This is a genomic window from Gaetbulibacter aestuarii, from assembly GCF_039537665.1.
Taxonomy (GTDB): Bacteria; Bacteroidota; Bacteroidia; order Flavobacteriales; family Flavobacteriaceae; genus Gaetbulibacter_A; species Gaetbulibacter_A aestuarii.
On the sequence record NZ_BAABAY010000006.1, the window covers coordinates 85,259 to 109,397 of the forward strand.

The 24,139-nt window shown below is 38.6% G+C and carries 21 protein-coding genes; 10 read left to right on the forward strand and 11 right to left on the reverse strand.

Features of this window, described 5'->3' with window-relative positions:
• Positions 1-5: 5 nt before the first annotated feature.
• From ABD682_RS12245 to tpx, 3 genes are all read right to left on the reverse strand, one after another.
• Positions 6-2,375, reverse strand: coding sequence for an FtsK/SpoIIIE family DNA translocase (locus ABD682_RS12245; RefSeq protein WP_344741733.1), 2,370 nt, complete (start codon positions 2,373-2,375; stop codon positions 6-8).
• Positions 2,376-2,437: 62 nt separating this feature from the next.
• Complete coding sequence (locus ABD682_RS12250) at positions 2,438-2,809, reverse strand: diacylglycerol kinase family protein (RefSeq protein ID WP_344741735.1); 372 nt, start codon at positions 2,807-2,809, stop codon at positions 2,438-2,440.
• Positions 2,810-2,812: 3 nt separating this feature from the next.
• Positions 2,813-3,310 carry a thiol peroxidase gene (tpx, locus tag ABD682_RS12255; protein ID WP_344741737.1) on the reverse strand — a complete coding sequence of 166 codons (498 nt, stop codon included), beginning with the start codon at positions 3,308-3,310 and terminating at the stop codon, positions 2,813-2,815.
• Between the two features lie 152 nt (positions 3,311-3,462).
• Between tpx and ABD682_RS12260 the strand changes: the two genes are divergently transcribed.
• The 3 genes from ABD682_RS12260 (at position 3,463) to ABD682_RS12270 (ending at position 6,972) form a co-directional block, all read left to right on the forward strand.
• Positions 3,463-4,038, forward strand: a complete 576-nt coding sequence (locus tag ABD682_RS12260; protein WP_344741739.1) for a fasciclin domain-containing protein — start codon at positions 3,463-3,465, stop codon at positions 4,036-4,038.
• Between the two features lie 176 nt (positions 4,039-4,214).
• Positions 4,215-6,425 (forward strand): catalase/peroxidase HPI, encoded by a 2,211-nt coding sequence (gene katG, locus ABD682_RS12265; RefSeq protein ID WP_344741740.1) that lies wholly within the window; start codon positions 4,215-4,217, stop codon positions 6,423-6,425.
• Between the two features lie 76 nt (positions 6,426-6,501).
• A complete protein-coding gene (locus ABD682_RS12270; protein WP_344741743.1) occupies positions 6,502-6,972 on the forward strand; it encodes an ankyrin repeat domain-containing protein in 471 nt (156 codons plus the stop codon).
• On the opposite strand, the gene nhaC is transcribed toward ABD682_RS12270, so the two are convergent.
• Positions 6,969-8,474 (reverse strand): Na+/H+ antiporter NhaC, encoded by a 1,506-nt coding sequence (gene nhaC / locus ABD682_RS12275; protein WP_344741745.1) that lies wholly within the window; start codon positions 8,472-8,474, stop codon positions 6,969-6,971. The two genes, ABD682_RS12270 and nhaC, sit on opposite strands and share 4 nt — an antisense overlap.
• Positions 8,475-8,581: 107 nt before the next feature.
• Positions 8,582-9,805, reverse strand: a complete 1,224-nt coding sequence (locus ABD682_RS12280; protein ID WP_344741747.1) for an aminotransferase class I/II-fold pyridoxal phosphate-dependent enzyme — start codon at positions 9,803-9,805, stop codon at positions 8,582-8,584.
• A 159-nt stretch (positions 9,806-9,964) separates the two neighbouring features.
• Here ABD682_RS12280 and ABD682_RS12285 point away from each other — a divergent pair, with 159 nt between their 5' ends.
• Positions 9,965-10,423 carry an Lrp/AsnC family transcriptional regulator gene (locus tag ABD682_RS12285; RefSeq protein WP_344741748.1) on the forward strand — a complete coding sequence of 153 codons (459 nt, stop codon included), beginning with the start codon at positions 9,965-9,967 and terminating at the stop codon, positions 10,421-10,423.
• 16 nt (positions 10,424-10,439) lie between these two features.
• Here ABD682_RS12285 and ABD682_RS12290 read toward each other — a convergent pair whose 3' ends face one another.
• The 4 genes from ABD682_RS12290 to ABD682_RS12305 all read right to left on the reverse strand — a co-directional run bounded on the left by ABD682_RS12290 (position 10,440) and on the right by ABD682_RS12305 (position 15,962).
• Positions 10,440-11,819, reverse strand: coding sequence for an aldehyde dehydrogenase (locus tag ABD682_RS12290; RefSeq protein ID WP_344741749.1), 1,380 nt, complete (start codon positions 11,817-11,819; stop codon positions 10,440-10,442).
• Between the two features lie 23 nt (positions 11,820-11,842).
• The gene (locus ABD682_RS12295; RefSeq protein ID WP_344741751.1) at positions 11,843-12,541 is read right to left on the reverse strand and encodes an RluA family pseudouridine synthase; all 699 of its coding nucleotides are present in this window, start codon (positions 12,539-12,541) and stop codon (positions 11,843-11,845) included.
• A 37-nt stretch (positions 12,542-12,578) separates the two neighbouring features.
• Positions 12,579-13,397, reverse strand: a complete 819-nt coding sequence (gene panB / locus ABD682_RS12300; RefSeq protein WP_344741753.1) for a 3-methyl-2-oxobutanoate hydroxymethyltransferase — start codon at positions 13,395-13,397, stop codon at positions 12,579-12,581.
• A gap of 108 nt (positions 13,398-13,505) precedes the next feature.
• Positions 13,506-15,962 carry a glycoside hydrolase family 3 N-terminal domain-containing protein gene (locus tag ABD682_RS12305; RefSeq protein ID WP_344741755.1) on the reverse strand — a complete coding sequence of 819 codons (2,457 nt, stop codon included), beginning with the start codon at positions 15,960-15,962 and terminating at the stop codon, positions 13,506-13,508.
• A gap of 136 nt (positions 15,963-16,098) precedes the next feature.
• On the opposite strand from ABD682_RS12305, the gene ABD682_RS12310 reads away from it, so the two are divergent.
• From ABD682_RS12310 to dnaK, 3 genes are all read left to right on the forward strand, one after another.
• A complete protein-coding gene (locus tag ABD682_RS12310) occupies positions 16,099-16,845 on the forward strand; it encodes an NUDIX hydrolase (protein WP_344741756.1) in 747 nt (248 codons plus the stop codon).
• Entirely contained in the window at positions 16,832-17,320 is a 489-nt protein-coding gene (locus ABD682_RS12315) for a nuclear transport factor 2 family protein (protein WP_344741757.1), read from the forward strand. The genes ABD682_RS12310 and ABD682_RS12315 overlap by 14 nt, the downstream gene beginning before the upstream one ends.
• A gap of 211 nt (positions 17,321-17,531) precedes the next feature.
• Positions 17,532-19,448, forward strand: a complete 1,917-nt coding sequence (dnaK, locus tag ABD682_RS12320; RefSeq protein WP_344741759.1) for a molecular chaperone DnaK — start codon at positions 17,532-17,534, stop codon at positions 19,446-19,448.
• Between the two features lie 35 nt (positions 19,449-19,483).
• Here the strand turns inward: dnaK and ABD682_RS12325 are convergent, their stop codons facing one another.
• A complete protein-coding gene (locus tag ABD682_RS12325) occupies positions 19,484-20,383 on the reverse strand; it encodes a Brp/Blh family beta-carotene 15,15'-dioxygenase (RefSeq protein ID WP_344741760.1) in 900 nt (299 codons plus the stop codon).
• Between the two features lie 103 nt (positions 20,384-20,486).
• Between ABD682_RS12325 and ABD682_RS12330 the strand changes: the two genes are divergently transcribed.
• The 3 genes from ABD682_RS12330 to ABD682_RS12340 all read left to right on the forward strand — a co-directional run bounded on the left by ABD682_RS12330 (position 20,487) and on the right by ABD682_RS12340 (position 23,552).
• Positions 20,487-21,209, forward strand: a complete 723-nt coding sequence (locus ABD682_RS12330) for a bacteriorhodopsin-like (RefSeq protein ID WP_344741761.1) — start codon at positions 20,487-20,489, stop codon at positions 21,207-21,209.
• Between the two features lie 102 nt (positions 21,210-21,311).
• Positions 21,312-22,544 carry a class I SAM-dependent rRNA methyltransferase gene (locus tag ABD682_RS12335; RefSeq protein WP_344741763.1) on the forward strand — a complete coding sequence of 411 codons (1,233 nt, stop codon included), beginning with the start codon at positions 21,312-21,314 and terminating at the stop codon, positions 22,542-22,544.
• 60 nt (positions 22,545-22,604) lie between these two features.
• Positions 22,605-23,552, forward strand: coding sequence for an NAD(P)H-dependent flavin oxidoreductase (locus tag ABD682_RS12340; RefSeq protein ID WP_344741764.1), 948 nt, complete (start codon positions 22,605-22,607; stop codon positions 23,550-23,552).
• Here ABD682_RS12340 and ABD682_RS12345 read toward each other — a convergent pair whose 3' ends face one another.
• On the reverse strand, positions 23,553-24,017 hold the full coding sequence (locus tag ABD682_RS12345) for a GNAT family N-acetyltransferase (protein ID WP_344741765.1): 465 nt from the start codon (positions 24,015-24,017) through the stop codon (positions 23,553-23,555).
• Between the last annotated feature and the right edge of the window lie 122 nt (positions 24,018-24,139).

Here is a 24,139-nt window from a genome sequence, read left to right on the forward strand (position 1 = left end):
TTAATTTAAGTTTCATTTTCCAATAATTGATCTAAAGCAGTTAGATCCGGGACCAAAACCTGTCGGGCTTTACTTCCTTCAAACGGACCTACAATGCCTGCAGCTTCCAATTGATCTATAATTCTTCCGGCCCTGTTGTAGCCTAATTTTAATTTTCGCTGTAGCAGTGAAGCCGAGCCTTGTTGCGCTGTTACGATCACTACGGCAGCGTCTTTAAAAAGCTTATCGCGATCCTCGATATCTACATCAAGACTTGTGCCACTTTCTTCACCAACATACTCTGGTAATTGATAGGCTTCCGGATAGGCTTTTTGAGACCCAATATATTCCGTAATACGCTCAACCTCAGGAGTATCTACAAAGGCACATTGCAAACGAATGAGATCATTTCCTTGAGTGAATAGCATGTCACCACGCCCAATCAGCTGGTCGGCACCAGAACCATCTAAAATCGTACGAGAATCGATCTTCGAGGTCACCCTAAAAGCAATACGTGCCGGAAAGTTCGCTTTGATGATACCTGTAATGACATTTACCGACGGACGCTGTGTAGCGATGATCAAGTGAATACCAATTGCTCGTGCAAGTTGTGCTAATCGTGCTATAGGCGTTTCCACTTCCTTACCGGCGGTCATGATCAGATCGGCAAACTCGTCTACAACGAGTACAATATAGGGTAAAAACTGATGGCCTTCATTCGGATTTAATTTTCTAGCCTTGAATTTCGCATTATACTCCGCTATGTTGCGGCACATGGCGTTCTTTAGAAGCTCATAGCGATTGTCCATTTCAATACACAAGGAATTGAGCGTATTGATAACTTTGGTATTGTCCGTAATAATAGCTTCCTCACTATCGGGGAGTTTAGCTAAATAATGTCGTTCAATTTTGTTGAACAAGGTAAGTTCAACTTTTTTAGGATCGACCAAAATAAATTTCACTTCTGCCGGATGTTTTTTGTAAAGAAGTGAGGTAAGAACGACATTTAATCCTACAGATTTCCCTTGCCCAGTAGCACCTGCCATTAACAAGTGAGGCATTTTAGCCAGATCGACCACGAAGGTTTCATTACTTATGGTCTTACCAAGCGCAATAGGCAATTGCATATCGTTATTCTGGAATTTCTTCGAAGCGATCACGGATCGCATTGAAACGATCGTTGCTTTTTTGTTAGGTACTTCGATACCAATTGTGCCTCGACCGGGTATAGGAGCGATAATACGAATTCCTAAGGCAGATAAAGACAGGGCTATATCATCTTCCAGATTTTTAATTTTAGAAATGCGAATACCGGCATCCGGTACAATTTCATAGAGCGTTACCGTGGGTCCGATAGTCGCTTTAATACTCGCGATACCTATTTTGTAATTGCTCAAGGTATCAACAATCTTATTCTTGTTTTCTTCGAGTTCTTCCTGATTAATTTTAATACCCTCTGTATCGTATTTTTTGAGTAGGTCCAGAGTAGGGAATTGATATTTCGCTAACTCCAGAGTAGGATCGAACTGCCCAAAGTCTTCAACTAATTTTTTAGCCAGATCACTTTCCTCCGAGGTGTCATCAACACCTTGTTCAACTTCCATTTGAATATCATCTGAATCATCATCATCTTCATTATTTGAAGTATCGACCGTAACTTTTGGTTTCGGAGTAGATTCTACAACGGTTTCCGCCGGTTCATCAGTATTAAGGTCGAAGGCTGTTTTTATGTTTTCAGCTTCTTCAGATAAGCTATTGTCTACAGCTACCATATCCAGGTCTGAAAGCTCTTCCTGAAGATCTTTTTTGGTTGATTTGAACAGGTTAGCGATACTTTCGAAAGTTACTCTAAAACGCATAGCTAAATACACAATAAACCCGAATAAAAGTAACAGTCCAACACCGAGGCGACCTAAATAATCGCCGAGGAAGCTATTTAATTCAAAACCTATGGTTCCTCCTAAAAATGCGTATTGCTCTTTAAAGAAACCAAAAAACACGGATAGCCATATCACGATGTATGAACCCCAAAACCAATGCTTTGATAGCTTCTTTTTACTAAGGCTCATAAGTACGTAAACACCGGATAATATCACTAATCCGGAAAAAATAAAGGAAGCAATACCGAAACCTTGTTCGATGAATAGATCACTTAACCAGGCACCCGATTTCCTTAACCAGTTTTTCGATGCAACCTCTCTGGTCCCAAAACTGGAAAGCGTGCTCTGATCGGCATTACCGGTAAAGAAATAAGAGATGAAAGCGATTCCTAATAAGACCCCAAAAATGATTAAAAAACTACCAAACACGAGTTTTTGCTGACTGGATAGCTTGTAACTGCGCTTTTTACGTGGTTTTTTGGTGTCTGTTTTAGATTTGGTTTTGCGTTTGGCCATTAATGCACTGTTAGTTTGAACAAAAATACAAATTACTAACGTTTATCCTAAGGGTATAGTATTTAAAAAAATACCTTGGGAATATAGATTATGAAACCAATGATAATAGCAAAAATAACTGCTATAAAAACTGCGCCGGCAGCAAGATCTTTGATGCCACCTATTTCAACGTGATGTTCAGGGTGTATAAAGTTGGCCATATCTTCAATGGCCGTGTTGGCAGCTTCTAAACCCATAACAAGGGCAATTGCTAATAACTGTATAGTCCATTCCGTGGCCGAGATTTCGTATACAAACCCGGCAATCGTCATTAGGATTGCTACCACAACCTGAACCTGAAAACTGGTTTCAGTTTTAAAAATGAGGATGGCACCTTTGAATGCATTTTTAATACTAAAAAGTCTACCTTGAAAAAAGGATTTTTTTTGATCCATGGGTTATAAGGCTTTAAGAGCCGCTTCATAGTCAGGCTCCTGTGCAATTTCCGGCACCAATTCAATATATTTAATCGTGTGATCAGTATCTAAAATAATGACACATCGGGCCAAAAGGCCTTCAAAAGCACTGTCAACTAAGAGTAAACCATTTGTTTTTCCAAAAGCACTTTCTCTAAAATCAGATAACATCATGACGTTATCCAGTCCTTCTGCAGCACAGAACGCTTGCTGTGCAAAAGGTAAATCTTTTGAAATACATAACACTTTGGTGTTTTTTAATTGACTTGCTTTCTCATTGAATTTTCTAACCGAAGCGGAACACACACCTGTATTCACACTTGGAAAAACATTTAAAATTAAAGTTTCTCCTTCAAAGTCATTTAAGGATTTCGAGCTAAGCGATTTATCTACTAATTTAAAGTCTTTGAGTTTGCTCCCGATTTTTGGTAAATCCCCGGAGGTATTCGCAGGATTGCCGTCTAATGCTGTTCTAGCCATTTTTTTTGTTTTTTACAAATCTAATAAACTAATTATAATCTGAACGACAAATCATTAACCCGGCCAAAATTTTTTTTATGACATTTTTGAAAACCGGATCTAATAAAATCTCGTTAGTATGGCAAAGGATGTATAATTAATAAAAATCTAAAATGAAAAGTAAAAAATTATTAAAAACGAGTTTATTCCTAAGTTTGTTATTAACCGTATCAAGTATGTTTTCTCAAAACATGATGGAAAAGGACACCAAAATGGTGGGTGGAGCAGCAATGTATCCTACAAAGAATATTGTTGAAAATGCCGTAAATTCAAAAGACCATACCACTTTAGTAGCGGCAGTAAAAGCAGCTGATCTGGTGGATGTACTATCGAGCAAGGGGCCTTTTACCGTGTTTGCTCCAACCAACGAAGCATTTGACAAGTTGCCTGACGGAACCGTTGCTACGCTTCTAAAACCTGAGAATAAAATGACATTACAAAGTATTTTGAAATATCATGTGGTTCCGGGAAAATATAGTGCATCAAAGCTTATGATGCTCATAAAAAAGGGCAACGGTAAAGCCATGTTGAAAACCGCTAGTGGTGGTATGCTTACAGCGTGGATGAAAGATGGCGCTGTATACATTACTGATGAAAATGGAAATTCAGCAAAAGTTACTATTGCGGATGTAAATCAATCCAATGGTGTTATTCACGTGGTTGATTCGGTACTACTACCAAAATCATAATAACATTAATATTTCGGTTAAAGGCGTCTCAACTTATGGTTGGGACGTTTTTTTTATGAATAATACACCAATAAGTTTTGCCAATTTTAATATCGATTATTCAAATTAATCTCAAGTAAAATCCGTATCTTTTATGAGTATTTTTACGTTGTAATTCTATAAAAATTTTAAAAATAATGGAGAATAAAGTATTCGATTTAAATGACAGCGATGCCGCAAAATGTCCTTTTTTGAGTGGTACTCAAAAAAAGACAGCCGGTGGTGGAACACGAAACCGCGATTGGTGGCCCAATGAATTGAAGTTAAATATATTGCGTCAGCATGGAACGCCAGTAAACCCTATGGATGAGGATTTCAATTATGCTGAAGCGTTCAATAGTTTAGATTTTGCAGAACTTAAAAAAGACGTAACCAAAGTCCTTACCGATTCTAAAGATTGGTGGCCTGCCGATTATGGTCACTATGGTCCTTTTATGATTCGTATGGCCTGGCACAGTGCCGGTACGTATCGTGTAGGCGATGGTAGAGGTGGGGCCAATGGAGGTTCACAACGTTTTGCGCCATTGAATAGCTGGCCTGATAATGGGAACCTGGATAAGGCACGACTTTTATTATGGCCTGTAAAGAAAAAATACGGTAATAAGATTTCCTGGGCAGACCTCATGATATTGGCAGGAAACTGTGCATTGGAATCTATGGGCTTTAAAACCTTTGGATTTGCTGGCGGACGCGAAGACGTGTGGCAACCTGAAGAAGATATTTACTGGGGATCTGAAACCGGTTGGTTAGATAATGACGAACGTTATGATACCGGTGATGGTGAATTAGAAGGTCATTTAGGTGCTGTACATATGGGATTGATCTATGTGAATCCTGAAGGACCAAATGGCGAACCTGATCCATTAAAATCTGCGCACGATATTCGTATTACCTTTGGTCGTATGGCTATGAATGATGAAGAAACCGTAGCTCTGGTAGCCGGTGGCCATACCTTTGGTAAAACACATGGTGCTGCTGATCCTGATAAATATGTTGGTCCGGAACCTCATGGTGCTTCCATTGAGGAAATGAGCACAGGTTGGAAAAACTCCTTCAAATCCGGTGTTTTAGATGATGCTATTACCAGCGGTTTAGAAGGACCCTGGACACCGCATCCAACACGTTGGGATAGTGAATATTTTGATGTGCTATTAAATTATGATTGGGAATTGACTAAAAGTCCTGCCGGAGCTTGGCAATGGACGCCGACAAAAGAGTCACACGCTAAAATGGCTCCTAAAGCCGGTGATCCTAACGGACATCAAGCCTTAATGATGTCAACTGCGGATATGGCCCTTAAAACGGATCCTGAGTATTTAAAAATCTCAAAGAAATTCCACGAGGATTTTGAAGCTTTTGAAGATGCTTTCGCTCGTGCGTGGTATAAATTAACGCACCGTGATATGGGACCGATCGACCGTTACTTAGGACCTGAAGTTCCTGGTGAAGAGTTGATCTGGCAAGATCCAATTCCAAAAGTAAATTACAAATTAAGTGATAAGGATATCGACACCTTGAAGAAAATGATCGGTGTTTCCGGTTTATCTGTTTCACAATTAGTAACTACGGCCTGGGCTTCAGCTTCTACTTATAGAGATTCTGATAAACGTGGTGGTGCCAATGGTAGTCGTATCAGACTAGAACCACAACGTAGCTGGGAAGTAAATAATCCTGATGAACTGGCTAAAGTACTTAAAGTATACGAAGCCATTCAAAAAGATTTTAGTGGTGATGTATCAATTGCAGACCTTATCGTTCTTGGTGGATCTGTTGGTATTGAGCAGGCTGCTAAAAATGCAGGTCATGATGTTACCGTTCCATTTACTCAAGGACGTGGTGATGCATCTCAGGAACAAACTGATTTAGAATCCTTTGGATATTTAGAGCCATTGGCTGACGGATTCAGAAACTACATTAAATCTGATCTTCAGGTAGCTGCGGAAGATTTACTTGTTGATCGTGCTAATTTAATGTCGCTTTCTATTCCTGAAATGACGGCGCTTTTAGGTGGTATGCGTGTTATCGGAACGAACTATGACGGTTCTGATTATGGTGTATTCACTGATAATGTAGGAAGTTTAACTAATGACTTCTTCGTGAATGTTTTAGATTTCAAATACAAATGGAATCCAACAGCAGAGGATGATCGTTATTTTGAAGGCCGTGATCGCGCTACCAATGAGGTTGTGTTCAAAGCGACCCGCGCTGATCTGATCTTCGGTTCGAATACTGAATTACGGGCTGTTGCTGAAGTTTATGCCGCAGATGATGGCGAAGAAAAATTCGTCAGAGACTTTGTTAAGGCATGGGCCAAAGTGATGAACTTAGATCGATTTGATTTAAAATAATAGTCGTAGAATTATAATTGAATTGGGATAAGTGTCATGGATGCTTATCCCAATTTTTATTTAAAAAATAAAACGTATGAATCCCAAAGATACTTTATTCATGGCTATTCAATCCGGAAATGAAGCCACTGTAAAAACCGTTTTAAAAGCTAGTCCGGAGCTTGTTGATGCTAAAGATTCCAGAGGTTTTACACCGCTGATATTCGCATCATATTTTGATAAAGAAGACATCGTAAAAACCTTGATCGCACATAAAGCCAAAATTGATGACACTGATGCTTCCGGAAATACAGCACTAATCGGCGTAGCATTTAAAGGCAATGAATCGTTATTGAGCTATTTACTTGAACATGGCGCCAATGTAAATGCAAAAAATAACAATGGTACCACAGCATTGAGTTTTGCCGCCACTTATGGTAGAGCAGGCGCTGTGAAATTACTTTTAGATCATAAAGCCGATGCATCAGTAAAAGATAATGACGGTAAAACAGCAGTAGATCATGCCAAAGAAAAAGGATTTAAATCGATAGTGGATTTACTTGCTTAGGCCTTAGCGGTCTTAGGGCTAGTCAGCATCCGGATCTTGATATTGAAATAGGCGAATATCAAGGTCATAATCGGACTGATAATATTGAAAAAGGCGAACCAAACATATTCTCCCGTAGCTACGCCTAAAGTTTTAGACTGATAGGCGCCACCTGTATTCCAGGGAAAAAGTATGGATGTTACGGTACCTGAATCTTCCAGAGTCCTACTTAGGTTTTCAGGCGCTAAGCCACGATCTTTAAAAGCTTTTTGGTACATCTTACCGGGAACCACAATAGAAAGATATTGATCACTGGCTGTACCATTAAAAAAGATACAGGAAAAGGTTGTGCTGGCAAATAAGCCAAAGGTCGATTTAGCTACTTTCAATAAGGTGTCACTAATTTTTTGAAGGGCGCCAATTTCTTGCATGATCCCTCCAAAGAACATAGCGCATAATATAAGCCAGATGGTTGATAGCATCCCACTCATACCGCCGGAAGAAAACAATTCATTTTTATCCAGGATTTCATTTCCTGAAGGAATAAAAACATCTCCGATCATAGCGTTCATAACCCCTTTATAAGCGGTATTCGCATCAAAGGTTTTACTACCGGCCAGATTCATAATGATTTCCGGTTGAAAAATGATCGCAAAAATACCAGCCAGGATGGTACCTATAAATAATGCTGTGAGCGGTTTTGCTTTCTTAACAATCATCACGATAACTACCAAAGGAACGATAAATAACAAGGGTGAAATATTGAAAGTATTTTGAATACTACTCACTAAATCTGAAGAATCTTGCGCAACCTCACCACCGTAGAAAAACCCAAGAACTACGAATATAATCAAGGTTAATAAAATACTTGGGATTGTAGTATACATCATATATCGGATATGCGTAAACACGTCTGTGCCCGCCATTGCAGGTGCCAGATTGGTGGTATCACTTAAAGGCGACATTTTATCCCCGAAGTAAGACCCGGAAAGCACTGCTCCGGCAATCATCCCAAGCGGTAATCCTAAAGCCTTTCCAATGCCCATAAGCGCGATACCTATAGTGGCCGTTGTGGTCCAGGAACTTCCTGTAGCCAAAGAAATAATGCAACAGATAATAAGGGCTGCAGCTAGAAAAAACCTGGGATTTAAAATCTCCAGGCCATAATAGATCATGGTTGGGATAATACCACTAACAAGCCAGGTTCCGGCTAAGGCGCCAACCATAAGCAAAATAAATATGGCAGAAGACGTCGATTTTACATTATCCACGATGGCTTCCATCATATCGTTATATGAAATATTTTTTGAGAACCCGAACATAGCACCAACCACACCTGCAAAAATAAGAGCGAATTGGTTCGGACCACTGGTGGCACTATCACCGTAGATAAAAACATTATAACCCAGGAGAATCACCAAAACCACTATGGGCACTAAAGCCTCCCAAAATTTTATATGTTTACTTTTTTCGTGTTGATCTTGATATTGTTCCTCGGGGAATAGGTTATTATCGTCAGGCATAGTCAGATTTTTGTTGTGTAATGTTACAACTTTCAATGAAACTTAACAAGCCGAAATAAAAAAGCCGAACATGAACGTTCGACTTTTGAATTTTATTTAATTGAATATTAGGATGTTAAATGAGGTTCTTTAATTAAAATTTTTAAGTCAACCATACACTGATGCATTGTTCGATAAGTACGCTCAATATCGGCATCCAAACCAATAGAGAACCGAATAAGACCATCTGTAAGACCCATGGCTTCCTGTTCTTTTTCAGGAATTTCAGATGATGTTGAACTTCCGGGTGCACTAAACAGGGTTTTGTAAAAACCAAGACTTACGGCCAAATACCCGAGGTTTTTGTGTTGCATAAGTTCCATGAGCTCGTTGGCTTTTTCTGAACTACCAACATCTATGGTCAGCATACCGCCAAAACCATATTGCTCATTTATCATGCTTTTATAAAGCTCGTGCGAAGGATGTGATTTTAATCCTGGATAAACCGTTTTTAAACCATCTGCTTCAAATTTTTCAGCAAGATACATGGCATTCTTACTGTGTTGCTGTATCCTGATATGTAAAGTTCTCAGGTTTTTTAATATAGAAGCTGCTCTAAGACTATCCATGGTAGAACCAAAAAGCATCGCTGCTCCATCATTTACATTGCGCAATTCATCTATAAATTCCTGAGTGCCGCATACCACACCTCCAACGGTATCACTGGAACCATTTATAAATTTTGTTAAACTGTGGATAACAACGTCGGCACCTAAAACTTTTGGAGAAATAGAAAGCGGGGAGAAGGTATTATCTACAATAAGTTTAAGTTGATGTTTTTTAGCAATTTTAGCTAAACCTTTAATATCAGCTACTTCCAAAAGTGGGTTACTCACCGTTTCACAGAATATGACCTTCGTATTTTTATTGATAGAAGCTTCAACCTGCTTCAGATCTGTGATATTCACGAAACTGGTCTCAATATTAAGTCGTGGTCCAAAGTTCTTCAAAAAGGCAAACGTACCACCATAAATCGTTCTGCTCGATACAATATGATCACCGGCATGACATAATTGCATTAAAGTCGTTGTAATGGCACCCATTCCGGACGATGAAACATTAGCAGTTTCAGTGCCTTCCATGGCGGCCAGGGCTTCGCCTAAATATAAATTGGAAGGTGAAGAATGCCGTGAATACAAATAACAGCCATCAGCATTACCTTCGAAGGTATCAAACATGGTTTTTGCAGATAGAAAAGTATATGTGGAAGAATCTGAGATCGATGGATTTACGCCTCCAAATTCACCGAAATATTGTAAATCCTGTATGTTATTAGCGGGTTTAAATGACATGATTATTAGAGTTTGGTTATTTACAAATTTCGCTAAATGTGGAATAAAAAACAATAGATTGTTTATTTGTTAGAAAATAATTCTGTATTTAATCAAATTGTATGAAAAATAAATACTAAGAAGTGTAAAAATATCTATCTTTATGAAAATTATTCTATTATGATCTTTGATGCTACCGACCAAAAATTATTAGACTTACTTCAAGAAGATAGTAAACAGACCAACAAGGAATTGGCTAATAAGTTAGATCTATCCGTTACTGCCGTTTTCGAGCGTATCAAAAAATTAGAAAAAGCCGGTTTTATTGAAAAATATGTGGCTTTGATCAATAAAAATAAAATTGGAAAACCATTTGTAGTTTTTTGCCATATAAAATTATTGCAACACAGTCATGATAATGTAGTAAAGTTTGAACGGGAGGTTAGTCATTTAAATGAAGTTTTAGAATGCTATCATTTAAGTGGTGATTATGATTATTTATTGAAAGTTCTGGTTGCTGATATGGCTGCTTTTAGGGAATTTATGATCAAAAAATTAACCAATATCAATCATATCAGTAGTACGCATAGTATGTTCGTGATTAGCGAGGTGAAACACACCACGGCTATCAGTTTTTAAAAATTCTAAGGCCTTCTTAACTGAAATACCTCAGGATGGTTTTCAGGAGTTTAAGTTTTCCTTTGTATGGTGGATATCGGAAAGAAGGATCTAACCAGGTGCCTCGTTTCATTACAGATTTGTGATGTGAGAAGGTATCGAAGCCAAATTTTCCGTGATAATGGCCCATACCGCTCGTCCCAATACCTCCAAAGGGTAATTTCGGGTTTCCAAATTGAACCAAAAGGTCATTTACCACACCGCCACCGAAATTTATGGTATTCATAAGACGATCTATAAATTTTTTATTTTTTGAAAACACATAAAATGATAGAGGATGACCATATTGAGAAACGAGTTCATAAATATCATTTTCATGAGTATAGGTCAAAACAGGCAAAATAGGACCAAAGATCTCTTCACTCATCAACGGGCTGTTCACATCAGGTTCATCAACAATGGTAGGCGCAACATAACAAGATTCTAAATGATGCTGGCCGCCATAACTAATTTTTTGATCCTTAAGTAAGTTTATGAGTCGGGCTGTGTGATCCTGATTTACTATTCTTGGAAAATCCTTTGATTGCTTGGGATCTTTACCATAACGGATTTCTATTTCCTTAGAAACCGCCTCGATCAACGCTACTTTTTGAGTTGCTTTAACGATCACATAATCTCCGGCAATACAAGTTTGTCCGCCGTTAAAAAATTTACCCCAAACCAAACGACGCGTCACCAATTTTAGATCGGCAGTTTCATCAACAATACAAGGTGATTTTCCACCGAGTTCCAACGTGGTAGGCGTCAGGTGTTTTGCGGCGGCTTGGGCAACAATTTTTCCCACACCGGTGCTTCCTGTAAAGAAAATATAATTCCATGGTTTTTCTAATAGGGCCGTAGCTTCGGGAACACCACCTTCAACGGTAATAGCCACCTCTTCGGGAAAAACATTTTCAATAATGTTTGAAAGAATAGCAGCTGTATTCGCTGTTAATTCGCTAGGTTTTAAAACTACGGTGTTTCCGGCGGCAATGGCCATGATCAAAGGTTCCATAGCCAATAAAAATGGATAATTCCAGGGAGCAATCACCAAAACATTTCCGTAGGGTTCTTTATAAATATAATCCTTGGATGGAAAGGTAAGTATCGAACTTTTTACACGTTCGGGTTTCGCCCAGGATTTGAGGTTTTTTATGGTAAGATTAAGTTCGGAAAGCACCAGACCAACTTCACTCATGTAGCCTTCGAACGGTGGTTTTCCGAAATCATTTTGAAGCGCCTCCAAAATGTTACTTTCATTATTTATAATCTCCGTTCTAAGCTTTTTCAATAATTCCAATCTCGCCTGGATATTTCGCGTTTGGTGACTTTGAAAAAATTCCCGTTGTTTTGAAAATATAGTATCGACTGCTTGCACGTTTTTTATGAAAATTACGAAATTTAATTTGAACAAGCGTCCCAAATAGGATCTTGTGGTAAAGGCGCTGTTATTGTTAATTCTTCTTTTTGAACCGGATGAATAAATGCGATACTTCGGGCGTGTAAATGAATACCAGCATCAGGATTACTGCGATCAAACCCGTATTTCAGATCACCTTTGATGGGACAACCAATTTCGGCCAACTGGCAACGGATTTGATGGTGTCGTCCGGTCTCTAAATTCACTTCAAGAAGGTAATAGTTATTAAGAGTTTTAAGTAGTTTATAACTTAAAATGGCTTTCTTGCTGTCTTTAACTTCTTTAGAATGCGCATAGGACTTGTTGTTCTTCGGATTCTTTTTGAGCCAATGCACCAAACGATCTTGAGCTTTTGGTGGCCGATTCTTCACAACGGCCCAGTAAGTTTTGGCAATATCCTTCTGAGCAAAAAGTTTATTAAGGCGTGTTAAGGCTTTACTTGTTTTAGCGAAGATCACTAAACCTGTAGTTGGACGATCCAGGCGATGTACCGTTCCTAAATACACATTCCCCGGTTTGTTGTAAGCTTCTTTGATGTAGGCCTTTACTATGTCACTCAAAGGCGTGTCTCCGGTTTTATCGCCTTGAACGATGTCTCCAGCCCGTTTATTTACCACAATCATGTGATTATCTTCATAAATGATCTGAAGATTCGTTGGATTGGATAAGGTTTTAGACATATAATTTTAAAATGAATAGCTTAAGTCCCGAAAAAACTTAATATTTTTCTTCTTCATTAGGAAAATCAACGCTTTTCACATCATCGACATATTGTGAAATAGCCTTGGTCATATCGTCATATAAATGCATATAACGACGTAAAAAACGGGGGTTAAATTCGTGAGTCATGCCTAACATGTCGTGCAAAACCAAAACCTGACCGTCTACATTTGGTCCGGCACCTATACCTATGATGGGAATGGAAACACTCTCAGCGACCTGTTGTGCTAATTTCGATGGAATTTTTTCAAGTACAATGGCAAAACAACCAATACGCTCTAGCATCCGTGCATCTTCAATAAGACGATTTGCTTCCTCTTCTTCTTTGGCACGTACGGTGTAAGTTCCGAATTTATATATGGATTGCGGTGTTAAACCCAAATGACCCATCACCGGGATACCGGCATTCAAAATACGTTTGATAGAATCCTTTATTTCTTTTCCACCTTCCATTTTTACCGAATGCGCACCGCTTTCTTTCATGATCCTTATGGCAGATCGTAAGGCTTCTTTGGGATCACTTTGATAGCTTCCAAAAGGCAAATCCACTACAACTAAGCACCGTTCGATAGCACGAATTACTGAAGAAGCATGGTAGATCATCTGGTCCAGTGTAATGGGTAAGGTGGTCTCGTGACCAGCCATAACGTTACTCGCAGAATCTCCAACAAGAATAACATCAATACCGGCACCATCTACAATTTTAGCCATGGTATAATCGTAGGCGGTAAGCATGGATATTTTTTCACCTTTGGCTTTCATATCCACTAAGGTTTTTACGGTAATACGTTTGTATTCTTTTTTTGCGACAGACATGCGTTTCTTTGTTTGATTGGAGTGTAAAAATACTAAAACAATTCCGTTTGAAATAAAAAAAGGGCCCAAAGAAATTTGGACCCATTGTTCGAAAAAACTTTTGAAAAACTAAAACTTCAAATCCGTAAATGGCACATCTAAGGCAAAAGCCGGATGTGTTTTTTCTGCTATCAACACACTATCAAGAGAGAATGAGAGTTCTTCTAGAATATCTAAAGATGAAGCACCTATTAGTACTTTATAATCACCGGCCTCTGCGATCCAGGCATTTTTTTCAGGAATAAAAGATGCCAGATCCTTAGGGTTTAACATTAAGGTTAGGGTTTGCGATTCACCAGGTTGTAATAATTTTGTTTTTGCGAAAGTCTTTAATTCTTCTTTCGGCTTATCGATCATCTTGTTCGGTGCTGCTAAGTAAAGCTGGACAACTTCTTTTCCTGCTGTCTTTCCAGTATTTTTTACAGTAACTGAAACACGCATCATATCCTTAAAGTTATTAGAACTCAATTTTGCATCTGAATATTCAAAATTCGTGTATGACAAACCGTATCCAAAAGGATAAGATGGTTTAACACCTGCGGTATTGAAAAAGCGATAGCCTACATAAATACCTTCTTTATAAGACACACTTGTTGGATTATCCTCAGGCGTTCCTATCCAGTTTTCAGTAGCGATAGCATCTTCATAATTCACGGGGAAGGTCATGGTTAATTTACCTGAAGGGTTTACTTTTCCGGTAAACACATCGGCTACGGCATTACCGGCTTCCTGACCACCTTGCCAGGGCAATAAAATAGCGTCAACTTTGTTTTTCCACGATGCTGTTTCTACAACACCACCAATATTCAAGATCACTACGACTTTTTTATTTTGCGCATGAAATGCTTCAGAAACCATAGTAATAAGATCTTGTTCATCTTGTGCCAGGTTGAAATCATTTTCAACCGTTCTGTCACCTGACTCGCCAGAATTTCTACCTATTGTAATCAGTGCTATTCCTGACTTCTTAGCCATGTCATTCACTAAGGATTGCTCAAGTTTTAATTCAGGCATACGTTGTGGTACTGATAATAAACCTTCTTTTTTACGACGTTCGGCTTCTTTTTCTTTTTGCTCATTTACATAAGGTTCGTAAACATCCGTTAAGGATTGATCCAATTGGAAACCAGCATTGGTAAGTCCGTCGATCAACGGAACCGTGTAAGCTTCATTCACATCACCGCTTCCTGTTCCTCCGGCAATAAAGTTATATGAAGTGCTTCCGAAAACAGCCAAAGGCATTGATTTATCTGTAAAAGGAAGCGTGTTAATTTCATTTTTCAACAAAACGGTAGACTCGGCTCCAGCATTTCTTGCAATAATGGCGTGGGCTTCCAGATCCGGTTTGTTAGAATATTTATAGCGATCCATAGAAGGCGATCTCAAAACCAGTTCTAACACACGTTTTAGATCAGTGTCTACAGCATCCATGCTTAGATCGCCTGTTTTAAGGTCGTTTAATAGCGCTGCTTTCTGTCCGGGAACACCGGGCATAAGCAGATCGTTTCCGGCTTTAAGTTGTGCAGCGACATCACTGGTATCATTTTTTACCCCCTGAAAACCGTCATAGCCACCAAACCAATCCGTCATCACTAAACCCTTGAAACCCCACTCGTCTCTTAAGATGGTAGTTAATAGATCTTTGCGCTCTGAAGTGTATGTGCCGTTTACTTTATTATAAGAAGACATCACCGTCCATGGTTGCGCTTTTTTCACGGCGATCTCAAACCCTCTTAAATAGATCTCTCGCATGGCACGCTCACTAATATGGGCATTAATTCCCATACGGTTACGTTCCTGATTATTCGCTACGAAGTGTTTTATAGAGGTTCCAACATCCTTGGATTGAATGCCATTCACCATCGCTGCTGCGATAGTACCTGAAAGTACAGGGTCTTCAGAATAATATTCAAAATTTCTACCATTCAAGGGGTTTCTATGGATGTTCATTCCGGGACCTAAGAGTACATCCACACCATATTCTTTTACCTCGTTACCCATAGCTTCACCAACACTTTCAACAAGATCGGTGTTCCAGGTAGATGCAAGTGCAGTTCCCACCGGAAAAGCAGTTGCGTAGTAAGTTGTTGTGGTATCGTTACCGCGAGTAGGTAATATACGTAAGCCCGCAGGTCCATCAGCTACAATAACTTTTGGTAATCCTAAACGTGGAATAGCATTGATTCTACCAGCTGCGCCGGGTACTTTTACATCCTTCGGATTCGGGTCAAATTGCATGGTTTCAGCATTAAAACCCGGCATACCGCCACCAACCAATAAATTGGCTTTTTCTTCTTCGGTTAGTCTGGAAGCAAGATCTGTTGCACGAGCCTCTAAAGTAAGACGCGTATCTTCATAGGGATCTAATTTTCCATTTTGGTTAAAATCAAGAAAGGTATAATCGTCAATGGTTAACGTTGGAATTTCGGAGCTGTTTTCCTCTTTAGTACAGGCTAAAGTGAAGCAAAGCAGTCCGCCAATTAGGATTGTTTTGCTATTAATCGGGAAGGGAGAATTACTAATCATACGGACTGCTTTAATATTAATGCTTCATTATGAAGCAATGATACTAAATTTTAATATATTTACAAAAGAAAAATCAGGAATTTATTAACAGTGTTAGTTAAAATCTATTGATTAAATTAGCAGATTATAACATATTATGACTTTTAAAGCCTTACTGGAGAAAAGATCAATTGAAGCCTGGGAAATCTATTTGCCGCATTTGTCTATTGATTGTGTCGTATTTGGTTTTCATGAAGGTGCTTTAAAGGTATTGCTTTTGAAAATGAAAGAAAGTGATTCGTGGGGCTTGCCGGGTGGTTATATTCTGAAAGATGAAAATTTAAAGATTGCAGCGAACCGAATTTTGGAAGCCCGAACAGGAGCTACAAATATTTACTTGCAGCAATTTCGTGTGTTTGGTGAAACGCATCGTTCTGAAGCCGCTTTTGACTATTTACCGGACGATTCATTTTTTAAGCAACGTTTTATTTCAATAGGGTTTTACGCTTTGGTTGATTTTACAGAAGTTGAACCTGTAGTTGATGAATTATCTACAGATTGTGGCTGGCGCGACATAAACAGGCTACCGGAATTAATGATGGATCACCAATTTATTTTTGATAAAGCTCTGGAAACGTTAAGGAAACAATTGATCCATAAACCTATTGGTTATAATTTACTACCGGAAAAATTTACGATGCCTGAACTGCAAAGGTTGTATGAGATCATTTTGGATAAAAAATTGAATCGCGGTAATTTTTATAGAAAAATATTGCGTTATGATATTTTAATTAAATTGGATGAGACTCGGAAAGGCGGCGCCCATAAAGCTCCGGACTTGTACTCATTTGATCAGGAAAAATATAAAGCTGCACTTAAAAACGGATTAAATGAAATTTGGTAAACCTATTTACAAAACCTGCTTCATATTAATGTTGTCTATAGTTTTTGCTACCACGAGCTATGGTCAATCTAATGAACAAGAGCAGGTAAAAGCAACTATTAAAACTTTTTTTGATGGATTTCATAAGGGAGATTCCAGCATGGTAGCCTCGGTTATGACCAGAGATGCTATTTTGCAGACCATTGGAAAAAATAAAGCGGGTAAAACCTTATTACGGCAGGAAGGTTTAGATGGGTTATTGAAAGCGATCGCTTATCGGCCGGACGATCAGAAATGGGATGAGCGTTTGCTGGATTATGACATTAATATCGATGGTGCGATGGCCCATGCCTGGACGCCTTATGAGTTTTGGTTTAATGATGCCTTTAGCCATTGTGGTGTGAATTCGTTCCAGTTGTTTAAATCGGAGAACGGTTGGAAAATTATTTACCTTATAGATACCAGACGCCGAACCGGTTGTACCAAAGCTGAATAGGACTGCGTTAGGGATTGAGCGGCCTGTTGGAGCGCCTTGCAAAGCGCGACTAGCGAAAGCCCGACCGCGACGCAGGAGGGGTAACGCCCAGAAAAATAATAACTTAGATTTGAAGTGCTGACACTGTGTCAGCATTTTTTTGTTGGCATAATGATTGACTTATAGTGGGTGACAGTTTAAACGAACATTCAACACAATTAAAAGATATATTATGAGTAAAATTATTGGAATTGATTTAGGAACAACCAACTCATGCGTTTCCGTAATGGAAGGGAATGAGCCCGTTGTAATCCCAAATGCTGAAGGTAAACGCACTACGCCATCGGTTATCGCTTTTGTTGAAGGTGGCGAAATTAAAGTTGGGGATCCTGCAAAACGACAAGCAGTAACCAACCCACATAACACGATTTATTCGATAAAACGTTTTATGGGTAATAAATATTCTGAATCTAAGAATGAGGCAGAACGTGTACCTTATAAAGTAGTAAAGGGAGATAATGATACGCCTAGAGTTGAAATTGAAGGGCGTAAATATACCCCTCAGGAATTATCGGCTATGATTCTTCAGAAAATGAAGAAAACTGCTGAGGATTATCTTGGACAAGATGTAACTCGTGCCGTAATTACAGTACCTGCTTATTTTAATGACTCTCAGCGTCAGGCCACAAAAGAAGCCGGTGAGATCGCAGGTTTAAAAGTAGAACGTATTATAAATGAGCCTACCGCTGCGGCATTGGCTTATGGTTTAGATAAAAAAGGTGAAGATCACAAGATCGTTGTATTTGACTTTGGTGGTGGTACGCATGACGTATCTGTACTCGAGTTAGGCGACGGCGTTTTTGAAGTATTATCTACAGATGGTGATACACACCTTGGTGGTGATGATGTAGATGAAAAGATCATCAACTGGTTAGCCGATGAGTTTAATAAAGAAGAGTCTATTGACCTTCGTAAAGACCCTATGTCTTTACAACGTTTAAAAGAAGCGGCTGAGAAAGCTAAGATCGAGTTGTCGTCTTCAACACAAACAGAAATTAATTTACCTTATATTACAGCAACTTCAAGCGGACCAAAACATCTGGTGCGTACATTGACACGTTCTAAATTCGAGCAATTGATTGACGATTTAGTGAAACGTACCATTGCACCTTGTGAAAAAGCTTTAAAAGCTGCAGGTTTAAGTAAGAGTGATATTGACCAAATTATTTTGGTTGGTGGTTCAACACGTATTCCTGCTGTACAGGCTGCCGTTGAAAAATTCTTCGGAAAAGCACCAAGTAAAGGTGTTAACCCTGATGAAGTAGTGGCTTTAGGTGCTGCGATTCAAGGTGGTGTATTAACAGGAGATGTGAAAGATGTGTTGCTTCTTGATGTAACCCCATTATCATTAGGTATTGAAACTATGGGTAATGTGTTTACGAAATTGATCGAAGCAAACACGACCATCCCAACCAAGAAATCACAGGTGTTCTCTACAGCTGCTGATAATCAGCCTTCTGTTGAGATTCATGTGTTACAAGGTGAGCGTGCCATGGCTGCGGATAACAAAACCATTGGTCGTTTCCACTTAGATGGTATTCCACCGGCAAAACGCGGTGTGCCACAAATTGAAGTAACTTTTGATATTGATGCTAACGGTATTATTAAAGTATCGGCTACGGATAAAGCTACCGGTAAATCTCAAGACATCAGAATTGAAGCGTCTTCAGGATTAACCGAAGAAGAAATCGAGAAAATGAAAGCTGATGCTGAAGCGAATGCTGAAGCGGATAAAAAAGCTGCTGAAAAAGCTCAGAAATTGAATGAAGCAGATTCTATGATCTTCCAGACAGAAAAACAATTGGAAGAGTTTGGTGATAAATTGTCAGACGACAAGAAAAAACCAATCCAGGATGCTTTAGAAGAGCTTAAGAAAGCTTATGAAACTAAAGATATCGATGTGATTACACCGGCTTTAGATAAAATAAATGAAGCCTGGAAAGTAGCTTCTGAAGAAATGTACAAAGCACAAGCTGACGCGCAACAAGCCGCCGGCGGTGATGGTCAGCAACAAGGACCTGACGCCAGTCAAAACGGACAAGGCGAAGGAAGCGACGTTGAAGACGTAGATTTTGAAGAAGTGAAATAAGATCTTAAAATCTTATAAAAACAGAAAACGCAACTCTATTCGGGTTGCGTTTTTTTATTCATGAATAATTTATTGATCACAATAGTGTGAGGAAATGTTACGGCTGCAATAAAGGAAAAGAACAAAGCATAAAACAAGGCCGTGTCTTCAAATAAGTAAACTAAAACAGCCATTCCGGTTAAGGATACTAGCCAATAGGGCAGGGCCTTTTTGCAATAATCCCAAATAGATTTTTTTGAGATATTTCCATAAATAAATTGAATTTGTTCCAATAGCGAAGGGATGCTATGCCAAAAGATAAAATAAATGGCAAAGCTCCAGATAAGCGTTCCCACTTTAAATATAATGGCAAACAACAACAGATAAAATACTTCAGCAAGTAACTGAGATTTTAAGTCGGAGTTTTTAAGGAGCAAATAGCCGGCAGCCGTTATTAATAATATGGTATTCACAATAAAGGTGTATTGAATAAGGGTTACTGTTATTTTCTGCCCGGTGATTATGTCTACAATATTTATAACGTCTTTGGACTGACAGACGAAAAGTAAATTAAGAACCAACAACCCGTAAATGGCATAGAACATGTTTTTAACTACCATTGATACGTTTAAATCTTTATGCTCCCAATGTTGTTGTCCAAAATGAAATCCGCTGAAAAGAATGAATAGTAACAAAGCGAAGGAAGGTAACATGTAAAAGACTACAACAACGATAAGAACGGTTATGACATAGGTGATTAAAATTTTTAAAAAAGGAAATTGACTTTTTTTATTTTCGATGGTATCGAGTATCAAAATGTCGTTTGAGCCATGCAAAATTCCAAAAGAAAAAATGAGCAGGAATCCTAATATTATTTCTAAATTTTGAGGTAAAATAGCATTGATCCATAACCCAACAAAACTCAATACGATTGCTATATTGTAAAAATTAGTCATAATATTTTATCAGATTACTAAAATAGTGTGAAAATATTTTAGATAAATATAATATATGTGTTTAACATTTTTTATATTTGTTTAAACAAAAAAATAATTAACTATGAAAACACTATTTTTAACAAGTGAAATTGCCAAATTAGATCCTACGGATTATGTAGGATTTACTTTTTTTGTAGGTTGTATGGCCATGATGGCAGCATCAGCCTTTTTCTTTTTATCCCTGAGCCAATTTGATAAAAAATGGCGTACCTCGGTATTAGTTTCAGGACTTATTACTTTCATTGCTGCGGTGCATTACTTCTACATGCGCGACTATTGGACCAGCTTTCAAGAATCGCCAACATTCTTTAGATATGTAGATTGGGTATTAACCGTGCCTTTAATGTGTGTTGAGTTTTATTTAATTCTAAAAGTAGTAGGAGCAACTAAAACCCTACTTTGGAAAATGATCATTTTCTCATTGATCATGCTTGTTACAGGATATTTCGGTGAAGCCGTTTTCCCTGGTCAGGCTGCGCTATGGGGATTCATCTCAGGATTGGCTTATTTCTACATTGTGTATGAAATCTGGTTGGGAAGCGCCAAAAAATTAGCAACAACAGCAGGAGGTGATATTCTAAAATCTCACAAAATCCTATGCTGGTTTGTTTTAGTTGGTTGGGCAATTTACCCATTAGGATACATGCTTGGAACTGATGGATGGTACACCAGCATTTTAGGTTCAGGAAGTGTTGATGTAGCCTACAACATTGCAGATGCCATTAATAAAATAGGATTTGGATTAGTTATTTATGCTTTAGCAGTGAAAAGTCAGAAGGCTTAAAATTTAAAACTAATTAACCATTACCAACAAATGTGAAAGCGTAGCCTAAAAGCTGCGCTTTTTCTTTGGATAAAATTGTTTCTTTGTACTTAGAAAAATGAGATGATGACCTTTTCGGATAAATTAAGATCAAATGATCAACCCAAGCGTCTTGCGGTTAAACTCAATGCCACCGGTGAACAATATGTTTTGAAAGGGCATCCCTGGGTGTTTTCCAAGGCGATCAAAAAGATCAATAAAGGGGGGCATGCCGGAGATCTTGCCATTATTTTTGGCGGTAAATCGAATGGTATGGTTGGCATTGGATTGTATGATCCGGAATCACCAATCCGCATTAAAATATTGTATCACGGAAATGATCCTGTAGTGATAAATAAAGATTTTTTTAGACGGAAGATTGAAGACGCATTTGAAAAACGAAAACCTCTATTAAAAACCAATACCAATAGTTACCGGTTGATCTTTGGGGAAAATGATGGATTACCGGGATTCATAGCTGATGTATATGCTAATGTTTTGGTGGTAAAGTTATATTCGGAAATATGGTTGCCGTATTTAGAGATTATGATTCCAGGGCTTCAGGAAATTACGGATTGCCAGACCATTGTTTTACGTTTGAGCCGGCAATTACTGCAATCGGATTCACATCACTTTGTAGATGGCGAGGTTATTTATGGCGCTTTGGAAAATGAGGTCGTTAAATTTGTAGAACACGGTGTCAATTTTTCAGCTCATGTGATCAAAGGCCATAAAACAGGGTACTTTTTGGATCACCGGGCCAATCGGAAACAAGTAGGAGGATGGAGCAGGGGTAAAACCGTTTTGGATGTGTTTTCTTATGCCGGAGGATTTTCGGTTCATGCCTTAGCTGGTGGAGCAAAGGAAGTTACAAGTTTAGATATCAGTAAGCAGGCCTTAGATATCGCATATAAAAACGGGAAATTAAACGATTACAGTGGAACTCATGAGCTTATTGCAGGTGATGCTTTCGAAGCGCTTAAGAAGCTTATTAAAGATCAGAAAACTTTTGATGTTGTAGTTATTGATCCGCCCAGTTTTGCGAAGCAAACTTCTGAAATTACGTTGGCCAAAAAGAAATATGCTAAATTGGCCGAGCTAGGCGAAAAGCTGACTGCTAAAAACGGATTGCTGGTTTTAGCGTCGTGTTCTTCAAGGGTAACGGCTCAGGCATTTTTCGATATCAATAAGGAACAGTTGCGTCAGGGGCACCGGAAGTACCATCTTATTTTACAAACCGGTCATGATGTAGATCATCCTGTTAGTTTTTCGGAAGGCGCCTATTTGAAATGTGGCTATTATCGTTTTAAGGATTAGCGGAAAATCATTTGTTATGCATGCATAATAATTTAGTATATTTGTTCAAATTGAAACAGAATGACAGCTAAACTCAACGACATATTAGGAATAAAATATCCGATTATTCAGGCGCCTATGTTTTTGGTGTCGAATACGGCCATGGTTATAGAGGCCATGAAAAGTGGTATTGCCGGTTGTATACCTGCTTTAAATTATCGCACTTTAGATGAATTAAAAGCTGCTATTCAAGAACTGAAAGCCGCAAAAGTTGAAGGTGGAGCTTTTGGATTCAATTTAATTGTGAATAAATCCAATATTAAATATAAGGACCAGTTGCAAGTGCTTTGTGAAGCAGGTTGCGATTTTATCATAACGTCTTTAGGCAGTCCCGAAGAAACCATAAAAAAAGCCCATGCGGCAGGTATTAAGGTTTTTTGTGATGTGGTAGATCTGAAGTTTGCGCAAAAAGTTGAAGGTCTGGGAGCTGATGCCGCGATTGCGGTGAATAATCAGGCTGGGGGACACCGCGGTAATATATCGCCGGAGGCCTTAATCAAAGAGTTGAAATCGAATATCAGTATTCCCGTGATCTCGGCAGGTGGTGTTGGCTGCAAGGCTGATGTTGAAAAAATGTTAGGTTATGGCGCTGATGGTGTTTCTGTTGGGAGTCCGTTTATTGCTTCGGAAGAAGCTCAGGTAACGGATGAATACAAACAAGCTTGCGTGGAATATGGTGCCGATGATATTGTAATGACCGAGCGCATTTCCGGAACGCCCTGTACGGTGATCAATACGCCATATGTTCAAAAAATAGGCACAAAACAAACCTGGTTAGAATCTATACTTAATAAAAATAAGAAATTGAAAAAGTGGGTTAAAATGATCCGTTTTTCCATTGGGATGAATGCCACCAAAAACGCTGCCACCAAAGCCACCTATAAAACCGTTTGGGTAGCAGGACCAAGTATAGAATACACTAATGAAATTCTTCCTGTGAAGGATATCGTTAAGAAATTAACGGACTGATTAAAGTGGTAATTCTAACTTAATATTACAGCGCTCGTAGGCCACATCGGGTTCTACTGGAATTTCTTTAAAACCATACTTCTTATAAATATGGATCGCATTCTCTAAAATAGTATTCGAGTAGATGATGAGTTTTGTCATGTTGTTGTTTTTAGCAAAATCGATGCAGTGTTGCATCAATTTTTGTCCGATTTGCAACCCCCGATATTTTGGAGACACGCCCATCTTGGTAAGTTCAAATGCATCAGTGCCCTTTAAAGGCATCAAGGCTGCGGTTCCAAGAATGGTGTCTTTCCGCGAAGCGAAAAAAATATGGCCACCCTTATTAATAATATATTTTTCAGGTTTGCTTAAAACTTCTTCATCATAAGCTTCAACATAAAAAAAATGTTTTAGCCACTCGATATTGAGATCGTAAAAAGCTTTTGCGAGTTGTGGTTGATATGAAACAATGTTTATTTCCATAAATTAATGCTGGATTTCAATGGTAATAAATTCAGAGTTAATAACTTTTTTTTATTAAAAACATCTAAAAAAAAATATCCTGCGTATATTAAACTGAATGCGAGAGATATCGTAATAAGAAT

Coding starts and splice junctions, on each gene's coding strand:
- ABD682_RS12330 (WP_344741761.1), top strand. CDS start 20,487: ATGAAAACACTATTTTTAACAAGTGAAATTGCCAAATTAGATCCTACG.
- ABD682_RS12315 (WP_344741757.1), top strand. CDS start 16,832: ATGAAATTTGGTAAACCTATTTACAAAACCTGCTTCATATTAATGTTG.
- nhaC (WP_344741745.1), bottom strand. CDS start 8,474: ATGCCTGACGATAATAACCTATTCCCCGAGGAACAATATCAAGATCAA.
- ABD682_RS12335 (WP_344741763.1), top strand. CDS start 21,312: ATGATGACCTTTTCGGATAAATTAAGATCAAATGATCAACCCAAGCGT.
- ABD682_RS12295 (WP_344741751.1), bottom strand. CDS start 12,541: ATGTCTAAAACCTTATCCAATCCAACGAATCTTCAGATCATTTATGAA.
- ABD682_RS12260 (WP_344741739.1), top strand. CDS start 3,463: ATGAAAAGTAAAAAATTATTAAAAACGAGTTTATTCCTAAGTTTGTTA.
- ABD682_RS12270 (WP_344741743.1), top strand. CDS start 6,502: ATGAATCCCAAAGATACTTTATTCATGGCTATTCAATCCGGAAATGAA.
- ABD682_RS12305 (WP_344741755.1), bottom strand. CDS start 15,962: ATGATTAGTAATTCTCCCTTCCCGATTAATAGCAAAACAATCCTAATT.
- ABD682_RS12280 (WP_344741747.1), bottom strand. CDS start 9,805: ATGTCATTTAAACCCGCTAATAACATACAGGATTTACAATATTTCGGT.
- ABD682_RS12310 (WP_344741756.1), top strand. CDS start 16,099: ATGACTTTTAAAGCCTTACTGGAGAAAAGATCAATTGAAGCCTGGGAA.
- tpx (WP_344741737.1), bottom strand. CDS start 3,310: ATGGCTAGAACAGCATTAGACGGCAATCCTGCGAATACCTCCGGGGAT.
- katG (WP_344741740.1), top strand. CDS start 4,215: ATGGAGAATAAAGTATTCGATTTAAATGACAGCGATGCCGCAAAATGT.
- ABD682_RS12285 (WP_344741748.1), top strand. CDS start 9,965: ATGATCTTTGATGCTACCGACCAAAAATTATTAGACTTACTTCAAGAA.
- panB (WP_344741753.1), bottom strand. CDS start 13,397: ATGTCTGTCGCAAAAAAAGAATACAAACGTATTACCGTAAAAACCTTA.
- dnaK (WP_344741759.1), top strand. CDS start 17,532: ATGAGTAAAATTATTGGAATTGATTTAGGAACAACCAACTCATGCGTT.
- ABD682_RS12345 (WP_344741765.1), bottom strand. CDS start 24,017: ATGGAAATAAACATTGTTTCATATCAACCACAACTCGCAAAAGCTTTT.
- ABD682_RS12325 (WP_344741760.1), bottom strand. CDS start 20,383: ATGACTAATTTTTACAATATAGCAATCGTATTGAGTTTTGTTGGGTTA.
- ABD682_RS12340 (WP_344741764.1), top strand. CDS start 22,605: ATGACAGCTAAACTCAACGACATATTAGGAATAAAATATCCGATTATT.
- ABD682_RS12245 (WP_344741733.1), bottom strand. CDS start 2,375: ATGGCCAAACGCAAAACCAAATCTAAAACAGACACCAAAAAACCACGT.
- ABD682_RS12250 (WP_344741735.1), bottom strand. CDS start 2,809: ATGGATCAAAAAAAATCCTTTTTTCAAGGTAGACTTTTTAGTATTAAA.